The organism is Pseudomonas japonica, from assembly GCF_013522925.1.
GTDB classification, from domain to species: domain Bacteria; phylum Pseudomonadota; class Gammaproteobacteria; order Pseudomonadales; family Pseudomonadaceae; genus Aquipseudomonas; species Aquipseudomonas japonica_A.
Window position 1 is genome coordinate 72944 of record NZ_JAAMQU010000003.1, and the last position, 11979, is coordinate 84922.

At 64.1% G+C, this 11979-nt stretch carries 10 protein-coding genes and 1 pseudogene; 7 read left to right on the forward strand and 4 right to left on the reverse strand.

What is annotated here, in order from left to right:
* The first annotated feature begins 91 nt into the window (after positions 1 to 91).
* On the forward strand, positions 92 to 1720 hold the full coding sequence (gene treA, locus G7016_RS05495) for an alpha,alpha-trehalase TreA (protein WP_181111839.1): 1629 nt from the start codon (positions 92 to 94) through the stop codon (positions 1718 to 1720).
* Positions 1721 to 1761: 41 nt separating this feature from the next.
* On the opposite strand, the gene G7016_RS05500 is transcribed toward treA, so the two are convergent.
* Both G7016_RS05500 and G7016_RS05505 read right to left on the reverse strand, forming a co-directional pair.
* Positions 1762 to 3042, reverse strand: a complete 1281-nt coding sequence (locus tag G7016_RS05500) for an MFS transporter (protein ID WP_181111840.1) — start codon at positions 3040 to 3042, stop codon at positions 1762 to 1764.
* 121 nt (positions 3043 to 3163) lie between these two features.
* On the reverse strand, positions 3164 to 4111 hold the full coding sequence (locus tag G7016_RS05505; RefSeq protein ID WP_181111841.1) for a LysR family transcriptional regulator: 948 nt from the start codon (positions 4109 to 4111) through the stop codon (positions 3164 to 3166).
* A gap of 166 nt (positions 4112 to 4277) precedes the next feature.
* Between G7016_RS05505 and denD the strand changes: the two genes are divergently transcribed.
* From denD to G7016_RS05530, 5 genes are read left to right on the forward strand one after another with little or no spacing between them, the layout of a single operon-like run.
* On the forward strand, positions 4278 to 5249 hold the full coding sequence (gene denD / locus G7016_RS05510) for a D-erythronate dehydrogenase (protein ID WP_181111842.1): 972 nt from the start codon (positions 4278 to 4280) through the stop codon (positions 5247 to 5249).
* A 58-nt stretch (positions 5250 to 5307) separates the two neighbouring features.
* A complete protein-coding gene (locus tag G7016_RS05515; protein WP_181111843.1) occupies positions 5308 to 6681 on the forward strand; it encodes an MFS transporter in 1374 nt (457 codons plus the stop codon).
* Positions 6678 to 7586: an NAD(P)-dependent oxidoreductase gene (locus tag G7016_RS05520; RefSeq protein WP_181111844.1), complete on the forward strand. Its 909-nt coding sequence runs from the start codon at positions 6678 to 6680 to the stop codon at positions 7584 to 7586. Before G7016_RS05515 ends, G7016_RS05520 begins: the two co-directional genes overlap by 4 nt.
* Positions 7579 to 9363, forward strand: a complete 1785-nt coding sequence (locus G7016_RS05525) for an IlvD/Edd family dehydratase (RefSeq protein ID WP_181111845.1) — start codon at positions 7579 to 7581, stop codon at positions 9361 to 9363. Before G7016_RS05520 ends, G7016_RS05525 begins: the two co-directional genes overlap by 8 nt.
* Before the next feature lie 26 nt (positions 9364 to 9389).
* Positions 9390 to 10568 (forward strand): fumarylacetoacetate hydrolase family protein, encoded by a 1179-nt coding sequence (locus G7016_RS05530; RefSeq protein ID WP_181111846.1) that lies wholly within the window; start codon positions 9390 to 9392, stop codon positions 10566 to 10568.
* 62 nt (positions 10569 to 10630) lie between these two features.
* Here G7016_RS05530 and G7016_RS05535 read toward each other — a convergent pair whose 3' ends face one another.
* Positions 10631 to 11209 (reverse strand): plasmid pRiA4b ORF-3 family protein, encoded by a 579-nt coding sequence (locus G7016_RS05535; protein ID WP_181111847.1) that lies wholly within the window; start codon positions 11207 to 11209, stop codon positions 10631 to 10633.
* 84 nt (positions 11210 to 11293) lie between these two features.
* Positions 11294 to 11503 carry a hypothetical protein gene (locus G7016_RS05540; protein ID WP_181111848.1) on the reverse strand — a complete coding sequence of 70 codons (210 nt, stop codon included), beginning with the start codon at positions 11501 to 11503 and terminating at the stop codon, positions 11294 to 11296.
* Between the two features lie 125 nt (positions 11504 to 11628).
* On the opposite strand from G7016_RS05540, the pseudogene G7016_RS05545 reads away from it, so the two are divergent.
* A pseudogene (locus G7016_RS05545) lies at positions 11629 to 11865 on the forward strand (Na+/H+ antiporter NhaA); the annotation flags it as partial.
* Between the last annotated feature and the right edge of the window lie 114 nt (positions 11866 to 11979).

Consider the following 11979-nt stretch of genomic DNA (forward strand, 5'->3'; position numbering starts at 1 on the left):
CCCTGAAGTTTTCTTCCTGCAATCCAAACGAACACCTGCTGCTGCCGTCGGTCGACTTCAAGGTGCCCGGAACGCTTGAGAGGAAGTACCTATGACGTCATTCCCCCGCGCGACCACGCTCGCGGTGTCCATTACGCTGGCGGCGATCTACGGATGTTCCACCGCCGAACAGCAGCCGGTAACGCCGCAATGGACCTGGCAGGCGGTATCGGCCAGCCGAGAAATTCCGCCGGATCAAGCCTATCCCGAGCTGTTCCTGGCAGTGCAGCAAAGCAACCTCTTCACCGACCAGAAGCATTTCGTGGACGCCTTGCCTCGCAAGGCTCCAGCGGATATTCGCGCGGCGTATCTTGCCCAGAAGGACCAGCCCGGTTTCGACCTCAAGGCCTTTGTAACCGCCAATTTCGAAGAGTCCGGTACTGCAGATGTGCAGCCTCCCAAGCCGGGCGCCGATCTGCCTACTCACATCAACGATTTGTGGCCTGTGCTCACCCGCAATTATCAGCAGGTGCCGGCCTATAGCAGCCTGTTGCCCTTGCCGCGTTCGTTCGTGGTACCGGGCGGGCGTTTCCGTGAGATGTATTACTGGGATTCCTACTTCACCATGCTGGGCTTGGCGGAAAGCGGCCGCACCGCCCAGGTGCGTGACATGGTGGACAACTTCGCCTACCTGATCGACACCTACGGTCACATTCCCAACGGCAACCGCACCTACTACCTGAGCCGCTCGCAGCCGCCGTTCTTCGCGTACATGGTGGACCTGCTGGCACGGCTGGAAGGGGACAGCGCCTACCAGCGTTATTTGCCGCAGCTGCAGAAGGAATACGCCTACTGGATGGAAGGCGCGCAAACCCTCAAACCGGGCGAGGCCACGGCGCATGTGGTGAAGCTGGCCGACGGCAGCGTGCTCAATCGCTACTGGGATGCCAGCGATGCACCACGGCAGGAGTCCTGGGCCGAAGACCGCGCCACCGCCGCGCAAGCACCGGACCGGCCGGCCCCCGAGGTGTACCGCGACTTGCGTGCCGGGGCCGAGAGTGGCTGGGATTATTCGTCACGCTGGCTGGGCGACGCAAAATCCATGGCAACCATTCGCACTACCGCCATTGTGCCGGTAGACCTCAACAGCCTGATGTTCCACTTGGAGCAGACTATCGCCAAAGCCTGCCAGCAGAGCAGCCAGCCCGCCTGTACCGCGCGCTATACCCAATGGGCGCAGGCGCGACAGAAGGCGGTGGAGCAGCACCTGTGGAACCCGGCGGGCTTCTATGCCGACTACGACTGGCAAAAGCAGGCCCTGAGCGACCGCATCAGCGCCGCAAGCCTGTATCCGCTGTATGCCGGCCTTGCAACCCAGGCCCACGCCGAGCAAACCGCCGCCAGCGTCAACCAGCAACTGCTGCGCCCCGGCGGCTTGGCCACCACTACTCAGAATAGCGGCCAGCAATGGGACGCCCCCAACGGCTGGGCGCCCTTGCAGCTCATTGCCGTGCAGGGCCTGCGCGGCTATGGCCAGGATGCGCTGGCCGAAACCATCGGCCGCCGGTTCCTGGAACAAGTGCAAAACCTGTATGGCCGCGAGGCCAAGCTGGTCGAGAAATACGACATCGAAGGCGGGCAGGGCGGTGGCGGCGGCGAGTACGCCCTGCAGGATGGCTTCGGTTGGACCAATGGGGTGACGTTGGAGTTGTTGAAACTGTATGGCAAGTCGGCGCGGTAGGTACTCATAAGGCTAAGGGCAGTGCCGCCCGTGGGCAGACCCTACACTCCCGCCCGCACCGCCTCCCCACCCGCAACGATCGGCGCCTTGACCTGTGGCTCCTTGAGCAGGGCGAAGTAGGCCAGGGCCGAGCAGGCGGCCACCACCGCGCTGATCACGAAGGCCGATGAAAACGAGCCGCTTTGCTGCACGCTGAAGCCGGTAAGGATAGGCGCGATGGAGCCGGCCAGGTAGCCGCCGAAGTTCTGGATCGAACCGAACGAGGCCACGCGTTCGGAGGGCACGATGGTGTTCACGATCATCCAGGCGGTGGCGCTGGAGATGCTGATGAAGAACATGGTGAGGCACAGCAGCACCACGCAGGCCACCACGTTGGTGGTGAAGGCCACGATGAGCGTGAACAGCGCGCCGCCAACCAGGCCGAGAATCACCATCAGCTTGCGGCTGGCCAGTACTTTCATACCCTTGGCTACCAGCCGGTCGCAGGCCTTGCCCGCCACGATGGTGCCTACCGCGCCGCAGAGGTAGGCCAGTGATACCACCCAGGCGGTGCGGTACAAGTCCAGGCCGTGCTCGCGCTCGAAGTAGCCGGGGAGCCAGGTGAGGTTGAGCCAGATCATGTAGATCACGCCCATGAACCCCAGGAACGCCCCCCAGGTATTGCGCTCCTTGAACATCGCCGCCCAGCGCAGCCGTGGGGTGGCGCTGCGTTGGGCCGGCACGGGCTCGGCGCGGCCGGTTTCCGCCATGTACTGCGCCTTGCTCTTGTAGAACGCGAACCAGCAGGCGGCGAGCACCAGGCCAATTGCCCCGGTAAGGATGAACATGCCTCGCCAGCCCAGGTGCACCATGAACACCGTGAGCAGCGGCGGGGCGAGGCAGGGGCCGATGCAGGTGGACGACCACACCCAGCCCGTAGCGGTGCCGCGCTCCTGGGTATCGAACCATTCGGAAAGGGCCTTGGCCGCCGACGGGAACACCGGCGCCTCGCCGATGCCCAGCAGCACCCGCAACGCTACCAGGTGGGTGAAGCCGCTGAACAGGCCGAACGCCGCTTGTGCGATTGACCAGACGATCAGCGAGCCGCCCAGTGCCAGCTTGCTGCCCAGCTTGTCGATCAGCGCCCCCAGCGGCAGCTGCGAGAAGGCATAGGCAATGGAAAACGCCGACAGCATCACGCCCATTTGCACCGGGCTGATGGCCAGGTCTTTCTGGATGGACGTATTTGCAATGGACAGCGCACTGCGGTCCAGGTAGTTGACCACGCCGATCAGGAACAGGAACCCGATCGTCAGGGCCTTGTAGCTCTTTATTGTTTTCATGCACGCCTCTGCTGAGCGGTGGCGCTCGGCAGCGCGAGCGTGAGAGGCAGGCTAGCTGGCGATCGCAACGGCGCCAAATGATAGCTTTCGATCATTCGATAACCCGGGGTTATCGAGGCCTCTAGCGTGCCGCGCGCGGCCCTTCCACACCGCTCAGCAATTCCTCGATAAACGCCTGCGCCGACCAGCCCGGTAATTCGTTGCGCCGCGTGATGATCCCGTAATCGGCCAATACCAGCGGAAAGGGCAATTCCAGGCGGGTCAGCCGGCCGGCTTGGATATCGGGTTCCACCATGGATTCCCCCAGCATGGCCACCATGGGTGAGGTCTGTAGCAGTTGAAGGGTGGTTTGCATGGAGATCGTTTCCACGGTGTTGGTGGGCGTTTGCATGCCAGCTTCGGCGAAGGCCCGCTCCAGCCGCGCGCGCATGGGCGTGCCGGTGGGGTAGACGATCCATGGCCAGGTTCCCAGCTCTGCCAGAGGCAGCTCGCGCGCACCCGCCAGTGGATGCTGGCTACCGGTGACCAGGCACAACGGCTCGGGCGCCAGCGGCTGGAAGTCGAACAATTGGCGATGGCGGTCCAGGGTGAAGCGGGCGATCACCAGGTCGAGCTGCTTGTGTTCCAGCCGCTCCAGCAGGTTGGCGCTGGTGCCTTCGAGCACTTCGAGGGTGAGCAATGGCCAGCGCTGCTTGATGCCCACAATGGCGGCAGGCAGCGCCACGGCGGTAGGCGCGAAAATAGTCCCGACTTTCAGCAGGCCGTGCCCACCGTGGCGCAGGTGATTGACCTGGCCGACGAAATGGCGCGTGTCGTTGAGCGCGATCTGCGCATAGCGCGCCACGTGGCTCCCAAGGTCGGTCAGGCACATGGACCGAGGCAGGCGCTGGAACAGGGCAAAGCCCAACTGGTGTTCCACCTCGCGCAGCATCTTGCTTACGGCCGGTTGGCTGATGCTCATCTCTTGCGCAGCGGTGTGCATGTTCTGCGTGCGCGCCAGCGTGTCGATCAGCACCAGGTGGCGAAAGCGTAACCAGTTGCACAGCTGGGTAAACCCTACATCGGCCATTCGATAACCTCCTGTTATTGAGGCTTGAGATTATCTCATTGGCGATTATCGGCAAGGCGTTCTACGGTTTCTCACGCGGCTGCTCCATACCGCTGCGTTCAAGAATAAAAAGGACAGTGCCCATGACCCTTGCGATCTTCTTCGGCTCTACTTTCGGGAGCCCGCTATGCGCATCCTGATCACCGGTGGTACCGGCTTCATTGGCAAGCAACTGGCCGAGCGCTTGCTCGCGCTGCACAGCCTGGCGCTCGATGGCCAGCCCCCGCAGGCGATCGAGAGGATCGTGCTGTTCGATGCCTTCCCTGGCGAAGGTGTGCCCAGCGACGGGCGGATCGAACTGGTCACTGGCAACATTGCCGACCCCAAAGTGCTGGCGCGGGTAACCGACGGCGTGGACCTGGTATGGCACCTGGCAGCCGTGGTGAGCTCGGCGGCAGAAGCCGACTTCGACCTGGGCATGCAGGTGAACCTGCATGGCCTGATGAGCCTGCTGGAAACCCTGCGCAAACAAGGCAACCAGCCTCGGCTGGTGTATGCGAGCGGTTTCGCGGTGTTCGGCGGCGCGCTGCCTGAGGTAGTGAATGACAATACCGCGCTAACGCCGCAGTCCTCTTATGGCATGCAAAAGGCAGTAGGTGAATTGCTGGTCGCCGATTACGCCCGCAAGGGCTTTGTGGATGGCCGCGTGCTGCGCCTGCCCACGGTGGCGGTGCGCCCGGGCAAGCCGAACAAGGCGGCGTCTACCTTCTTCAGCTCGATCATTCGCGAGCCATTGGCAGGGTTGCCGGCAGTGTGCCCGGTGCGCCCGGACACCGCCGTCTACCTCACTTCACCGCGCCGGGTGGTGGAGGCGATGTTGAGGGCGATGACCCTGTCGCCGGACACCCTGGGTAGCCAGCGGGTGATCCCGCTGCCTGGGGTGAGCACTACGGTCGCCGAAATGGTCGCGGCGCTCCAGCGCGTAGCCGGCGCGGAAGTTACGAAGCTGATTCGCTGGGAACCGGACGCAACCATCCAGCGCATCGTTGAAAGCTGGCCGAGCAAGGTCGACGCGCCCCGCGCCCGCGCCCTGGGCTTTACCGCAGACCCGGACTTCGACGCCATCGTGCGGGCGCACATGGAGGATTGCCCCACCTGAGACTGCGCCACCGTCATCACAGCCCTTTCCAACAATAAAAAACGCGAGGCCGTGCGTCATGATCACTCCACACCCGGACATTTCCGACATCGAAAGGCAAACCATCAAGCGCGTTACCAAGCGCTTGATTCCATTCCTCGTGCTGCTGTTCGTGGTGGCGTTCCTGGACCGGAACAACGTCGGCTTCGCTGCGTTGCGCATGAACGATGACATCGGCATCAGCCAGACCATCTATGGCCTGGGCGCAGGCATTTTCTTCCTTGGCTATTTCATCTTCGAAGTCCCCAGCAACGTATTGCTGCATCGCTTCGGCGCCCGCGTGTGGCTGGCACGGATCATGGTCACCTGGGGCATCATCGCTGGCGCCATGGGTTTTCTGCAGACGGCCGGGCACTTCATCACCCTGCGGGTGTTGCTGGGGATCGCCGAAGCGGGCTTCTTCCCAGGGGTGATCTACCTGCTGTCGCTGTGGTTCCCGGCGCGCTACCGCGCTCGCATGATCGCCACCTTCTATCTCGGCGTACCCATCGCCCAGGTGGTGGGCGCACCACTGTCGGTAGGGCTTATTTCACTGGGCGACAGCATTGGTGTGGTGGGCTGGCGGCTGATGTACATCGCCGAGGCCGTTCCAGCGATCATTCTCGGAGTGGTGTGCTACTTCTACCTCACCGATCGCCCGGCGGACGCCAAATGGCTCACCAACGAGCAACGCGCCTGGCTGATGAATACCCTGGACCAGGAAGAACGGGCCAAGCCGTTGGTCGTTGGCGTGCAGCCTACCAAGGGCCAGATGATTCGCAGCGCCCTGGCCAGCCGGCAGGTGTGGATGCTGGCGTTGGTGTACTTCGGTATCACCTCTGGCTCCAACGCCATGAACTTCTTCATGCCCACCGTGCTGGCATCGTTCCGTGCCTCCTTCGGGCTGGACATCGGCCTGATGCAGAACGGCTTTATCACCGCCATTCCTTACGCGGTGGCTGCGGTGGCGATGATTGCCTGGAGCCGTCGCTCCGATCGGCTGCAAGAACGCCACTGGCACGCGGGCGGGGCCGCGATACTCGCTGCGGTGTCCATCGCGCTGGCGTTGTTGATCAACCAGCCCTGGATCATCGTGATCGGCTTTGTGCTGTTGGCCATCGGCGTGTACAGCGCGATCAACGTGTTCTGGGCAGTACCGGGGCAAGTACTCACCGGTGTGGGCGCTGCGGCCGGTATCGGCCTGATCAACTCCATCGGCAACCTCAGCGGCTTTACCGGCCCGTACCTCACCGGCTTTTTGTTCAGCGCTACCGGCAGCTACACGCCGGGGTTCCTCATCATTGCGGCGCTAGTGGGCGCCGGTGGCCTGGGCATGGTGCTGATGCCACGAAACCCGGTGCCCGTGGCGGCCAACCCGGGTACCCCTGTTGACGTAGTGGGAGGCAAGGCATGAGGGGTACACACGGGGCCTTTATCGGTACGGGGATCATGGGCATGCCCATGGCCCGCAACCTGCTGAAGGCCGGTTTCGCGGTGCGGGCATGGAATCGCTCGAAGGAAAAGGCTGCACCGCTGGCGGCGGAAGGCGCCCGGGTGTGCGATACAGCTATCCAGGCGGCCGAAGGGGCGGGCGTGTTGGTGTGCATGCTCAGCGACGGGCCCACGTGCGATGCGGTGGTATTCGGTGAGCAGGGCGCCGCCACGGGCCTGGCCCCCGGCGCGCTGGTAATCGTGATGAGCTCTATCCCCGTTGAAGCTGCCGCCGCTCACGCCCGCTGGTGCGCCGGGCACGGCCTGGCTTACCTGGACGCGCCGGTGTCTGGTGGCGAGCGCGGCGCCCACGCCGGCACCCTGGCAATCATGGCCGGTGGCGAACCGGCTGCCTTCGCGCAGGGCCGTGAAGTGTTGGCGGCCATGGGCACGCCAGTACATGTGGGGCCGGCCGGCACTGGCGAACTGGCCAAGCTGGTGAACCAGCTGATCGTGGCCAGCACCATCGCCACCGTGAGCGAGGGCCTGCTGCTGGCCGAGCGTGGTGGCGCCGACCCCGCCAAGGTACACCAGGCCCTGTTGGGTGGTTTTGTGGATTCACCCATCTGGCGCCAGCACGGGCAACGCATGCTCACCGAGGATTTCGCCCCGGGCGGCATGGCCAAGTGGCAACTCAAGGACACCCATACCGCCTTGGCCTATGCACACAGCCTGGGCCTGCGCTTGCCGGTCGCCAGCCTGGTGGATGGCCTGTTCCATGCGATGGTCGAGGCCGGCGATGGCGAGCTCGACCACGCCGGGCTGATCCGCCAGCTGCGCCGCCATAATAACCTTGCCCCTACTTCTGCCGGAGCCCCACATGACTGACACCACACCCCGCCGGCTGCGCAGCCAGGATTGGTTCGATGACCCGAGCCATGCCGACCTCACCGCGCTGTACGTCGAGCGCTACATGAACCAGGGCCTTACCCGGGCCGAGCTGCAATCCGGGCGCCCGATCATTGGCATTGCCCAGACCGGCAGCGACCTCACCCCGTGCAATCGCCATCACCTGGAATTGGCCAAACGTGTACGCGACGGCATTCGCGACGCCGGGGGCATTCCCATGGAATTCCCGGTGCACCCGATCGCCGAACAGTCCCGCCGCCCCACCGCCGCGCTGGACCGCAACCTGGCTTACCTCGGGTTGGTGGAAGTGCTCCACGGCTACCCCCTGGATGGCGTAGTGCTGACCACTGGCTGCGACAAAACCACGCCAGCCTGCCTGATGGCTGCGGCCACCACCGACCTGCCGTCGATCGTGTTGTCTGGCGGGCCGATGCTCGATGGCTGGCACAAGGGCCAGCGGATCGGCTCGGGCACCGTACTGTGGCATGCGCGCAATTTGCTGAGCGCCGGAGAGATCGACTACGAAGGCTTCATGACCCTCACCACGGCAGCATCGCCATCGGTGGGCCACTGCAACACCATGGGCACGGCCCTGTCGATGAATGCCCTGGCCGAGGCGCTGGGAATGTCGCTACCGGGCTGCGCGAGCATTCCCGCGCCTTACCGTGAGCGTGGACAGATGGCCTATGCTACCGGCGTGCGCATCGTCGACCTGGTGCGCGAAGACATTCGCCCGTCCCAGATCATGACCCACGCCGCGTTCGAGAACGCCATAGCCGTGGCCTCGGCCCTTGGCGCCTCCACCAATTGCCCGCCGCATTTGATCGCCATCGCGCGCCATAGCGGGATCGACCTGTCGCTCGAAGACTGGCAACGGGTAGGCGAAGACGTGCCGCTGTTGGTGAACTGCATGCCGGCAGGCGAATACCTGGGTGAAAGCTTCCACCGCGCCGGCGGCGTGCCAGCGGTGATGCACGAGCTGGACAAGGCAGGCCGCCTGCACCGCGACTGCCGCTCGGTCAGCGGGCGCAGCATGGGCGAGATCGTGAACGATGCAATGACGCAGGACCGCGACGTGATCCGCAGCTGTGAGGACCCGCTCAAACACCGCGCCGGCTTTATCGTGCTCAGTGGCAACTTCTTCGATAGCGCGATCATGAAGATGTCGGTGGTGGGCGAAGCCTTCCGCAGTACCTACCTCAGCGACCCGGCCCAGCCCAATTGCTTCGAAGCCCGCGCCATCGTGTTCGAGGGCCCGGAAGATTACCAGACGCGCATCAACGACCCGGCGCTGGACATCGATGACCGCTGCATCCTGGTGATTCGCGGCTGCGGCACGGTGGGTTACCCCGGGAGCGCCGAGGTGGTGAACATGGCGCCGCCATCGGCCTTGATCAAGGCGGGGATCGATTCGCTGCCGTGCATGGGCGATGGGCGCCAGAGTGGCACCTCGGCCAGCCCCTCGATCCTGAACATGTCGCCGGAATCGGCCGTGGGTGGTGGCCTGTCGCTGCTGCGCACAGGGGACCGGCTACGGGTGGACCTCAACGCACGGAGCGTGAACCTGCTGGTGGACGAGGCCGAACTGGCCGCCCGCCGCCAGGAGCCTGTGCCGGCGTTGGCTCCTGCGCAAACGCCCTGGCAGGAACTGTATCGGCAATTGGTGGGCCAGCTGTCCACCGGCGGCTGCCTGGAGCCCGCCACCTTGTATTGGCGAGTGATCGCTGAAAACGGGCCACCGCGCCACTCTCATTGATTTGTTTACGGGTATGGAATGACGTTATGGATGCGCTGCGACTGACTATCGAAAACACCCTGCCGACGGATTGGCAGCGGGCAACGTTGATTGGCCGTGTGTGGCTGCCGGCAGTGGAAGGGCCAGCGGTGGTTGTGGTGCGCGATGGCGAAGTGATCGACTGCACCTCCCGCTTTGCCACGCTCAGCCAACTGTTGAACAGTGACTCGCCTCTCCAGGCCGTACGCGATGCGCAAGGGCCGTCCCTGGGGCGGATCGAGGTGTTGCTTGAAAACACTGGGGAAGGGCATGACGCCAGCCAGCCCAGCCTGCTGGCCCCTATCGACCTGCAGGTGATCAAGGCCGCCGGGGTTACCTTTGCCGCCAGCATGATCGAGCGGGTGATCGAGGAAAAGGCCGGCGGCGACGCCCAACGGGCCGAGGCCATTCGCAGCCTGGTGCAGGACGTGATCGGCGATAACCTGCGCGACCTGCGGCCCGGCTCACCCGAGGCCATGCGTTTGAAAGCGCTGTTGATCGAGCAGCAAATGTGGTCCCAGTACCTGGAGGTGGGCATCGGCCCCGACGCCGAAATCTTCACCAAGGCCCCGGTGTTGTCGGCGGTTGGCGCGGGCGCGGCCATTGGCGTGCACCCCGCGTCGCGCTGGAACAATCCCGAGCCGGAAGTGGTACTGGCCGTAGACAGCCAGGGGCGCATACAGGGCGCAGCGTTGGGCAATGACGTGAACTTGCGCGACGTGGAAGGCCGTAGCGCGCTGCTGCTGGGCAAGGCCAAGGACAATAACGCGTCCTGTGCCTTGGGGCCGTTCATTCGGCTGTTCGACGAACACTTCAGCCTGGACGATGTGCGCCGCTGCGACGTGACCCTGCGGGTAGAAGGCCAGGAGGGTTACGTGCTGGAGGGCACCAGCGCCATGAGCCAGATCAGCCGGGACCCGGCCGACCTGGTGCAGCAAACGTTGAATGCCAATCACCAGTACCCGGACGGTTTCGTGCTGTTCCTCGGCACGCTGTTCGCCCCCACCGACGACCGCGACCAGCCAGGCCAGGGGTTCACTCACAAGGCAGGCGACCTGGTGAGCATCGCCTCGCCGACACTGGGCGGGCTGCACAACCGGGTCACCGGCAGCGATCAGGCGCCGCCGTGGGTGTTCGGGGTAGGGGCACTGATGCGCAACCTGGCGGGGCGAGGGGTGCTGGGTTGATCGTTGGGTGGTGCCTGTTCGCGAGCTCCGCCCGTCTCCTACACCCCTACAGGTGAGTGAGCTTACCCCCAGAAGTTATTACAGATGCGCTGCGTCGCCGCGCTGGCGGCGCGGGGGTCGAAAATGTCGGGATCGAAGTTGGGGCCCACCCACTGCCGGAAATGCCGGGCTTCTTCACCGTCAGGGTCTTGCCTGAGCACACCGAGGATGTGCTGGTAGGTGCCTACGCCGCCACAATCCTCGGGTGGGCAGGCGCGCTCGCCGTCCATCACCATGCACCAGCTGCCGCTGCCTTCGTCCGGCGCCTGGGCCTCTACCGCGATCACATGCTGCCAGCTGTCCCCGAAGTCATAGGTGTAACGCAGGCGGTCGCCCACCTTCAGGAGGCGCTTGAGCTTGAACTTGCGATCATCGAGCACCCGTGTATCGGGGAACTCCCGGTCCGGTAGCCCGTAGCGTTTTTCATTCAGGTCGAATTCGTACAAATGGCTGCTGTGCCAGCCCATCGCCGCCTGAATGAAGTGGTGAAGCCGCCGCAGCGTAGTGTCCCCGTTTACGACGATGCGCCGCCACACTGGCGGGTTCAGCTGCAGGGGTTCCAGCTGAACGAAGAGTACGAAACACGTTGAAGCCTCAGCCATGGGCAGGTCCTGAGAAGGAGGGCGGCCCATAGGGTCGGCGCATCAAGGAAGTTTTTCAACGGGTTATGGCAAACAAGTAGTGCTTCAAACGCCCTTTTTTGTGTCGCAGCGGTATAGAACGCTCAGGTCCTCCCGCTTGGCGTTGAGCTCCGCAGCCTTTTCAGCACATTGCTCTACGCGTTTATCTTCCCGCACGAAGGTTTCGGCAACCCATACGAATTGAGGCGGCATGCAGGTGGTATGGGCTTCACTGGTGCAAAACACCGCATTGAGGAACAGAGCGGGTAAGGGCATCGCAAACTCCAGGCAAGGTCGGCGCCTTGTTTGACGCCTGACTAAACGGACCGGCACCTGGGCCCTTGGTTCAGGATGTAGCGGTTTTGTTGCACGATATGTGAACCCGCTCTAAGCTCGGCGCGGGTGTTGGCGTGCGAGGACGCGCGCCGCTCGCACTGCTGACAGGGGTGGGCTTTACCATGGCCATTTTCATGGCCGGGCTTTCGTTCACCTCGCCTGCGTGGCTGGCGGCGGCCAAGCTGGGGGTGCTGCTGGGCTCGACACTCGCCGCCGTGGGCGGGCTGCTGTGGGGGCGTTTCAGGGTTAACACAACTACGGAACGACTTGCCGTGTCATCATGCCCAACGGGGGAGCGCTGAGCGCTGCTGCAAGCTACCCTGCAGGGGCCGGGCTTCCCGGCTGGCGAGGGCACTTTGATCGTTCGGAGGCTATCCTGAACACACCGGGCAGGCAGTTTGAAGGGGCCCACAGGG

What these genes read in the sequence shown, in the direction of transcription:
- treA (WP_181111839.1), top strand. Translation starts at nt 92, where the DNA reads ATGACGTCATTCCCCCGCGCGACCACGCTCGCGGTGTCCATTACGCTG.
- G7016_RS05500 (WP_181111840.1), bottom strand. Translation starts at nt 3,042, where the DNA reads ATGAAAACAATAAAGAGCTACAAGGCCCTGACGATCGGGTTCCTGTTC.
- G7016_RS05505 (WP_181111841.1), bottom strand. Translation starts at nt 4,111, where the DNA reads ATGGCCGATGTAGGGTTTACCCAGCTGTGCAACTGGTTACGCTTTCGC.
- denD (WP_181111842.1), top strand. Translation starts at nt 4,278, where the DNA reads ATGCGCATCCTGATCACCGGTGGTACCGGCTTCATTGGCAAGCAACTG.
- G7016_RS05515 (WP_181111843.1), top strand. Translation starts at nt 5,308, where the DNA reads ATGATCACTCCACACCCGGACATTTCCGACATCGAAAGGCAAACCATC.
- G7016_RS05520 (WP_181111844.1), top strand. Translation starts at nt 6,678, where the DNA reads ATGAGGGGTACACACGGGGCCTTTATCGGTACGGGGATCATGGGCATG.
- G7016_RS05525 (WP_181111845.1), top strand. Translation starts at nt 7,579, where the DNA reads ATGACTGACACCACACCCCGCCGGCTGCGCAGCCAGGATTGGTTCGAT.
- G7016_RS05530 (WP_181111846.1), top strand. Translation starts at nt 9,390, where the DNA reads ATGGATGCGCTGCGACTGACTATCGAAAACACCCTGCCGACGGATTGG.
- G7016_RS05535 (WP_181111847.1), bottom strand. Translation starts at nt 11,209, where the DNA reads ATGGCTGAGGCTTCAACGTGTTTCGTACTCTTCGTTCAGCTGGAACCC.
- G7016_RS05540 (WP_181111848.1), bottom strand. Translation starts at nt 11,503, where the DNA reads ATGCCCTTACCCGCTCTGTTCCTCAATGCGGTGTTTTGCACCAGTGAA.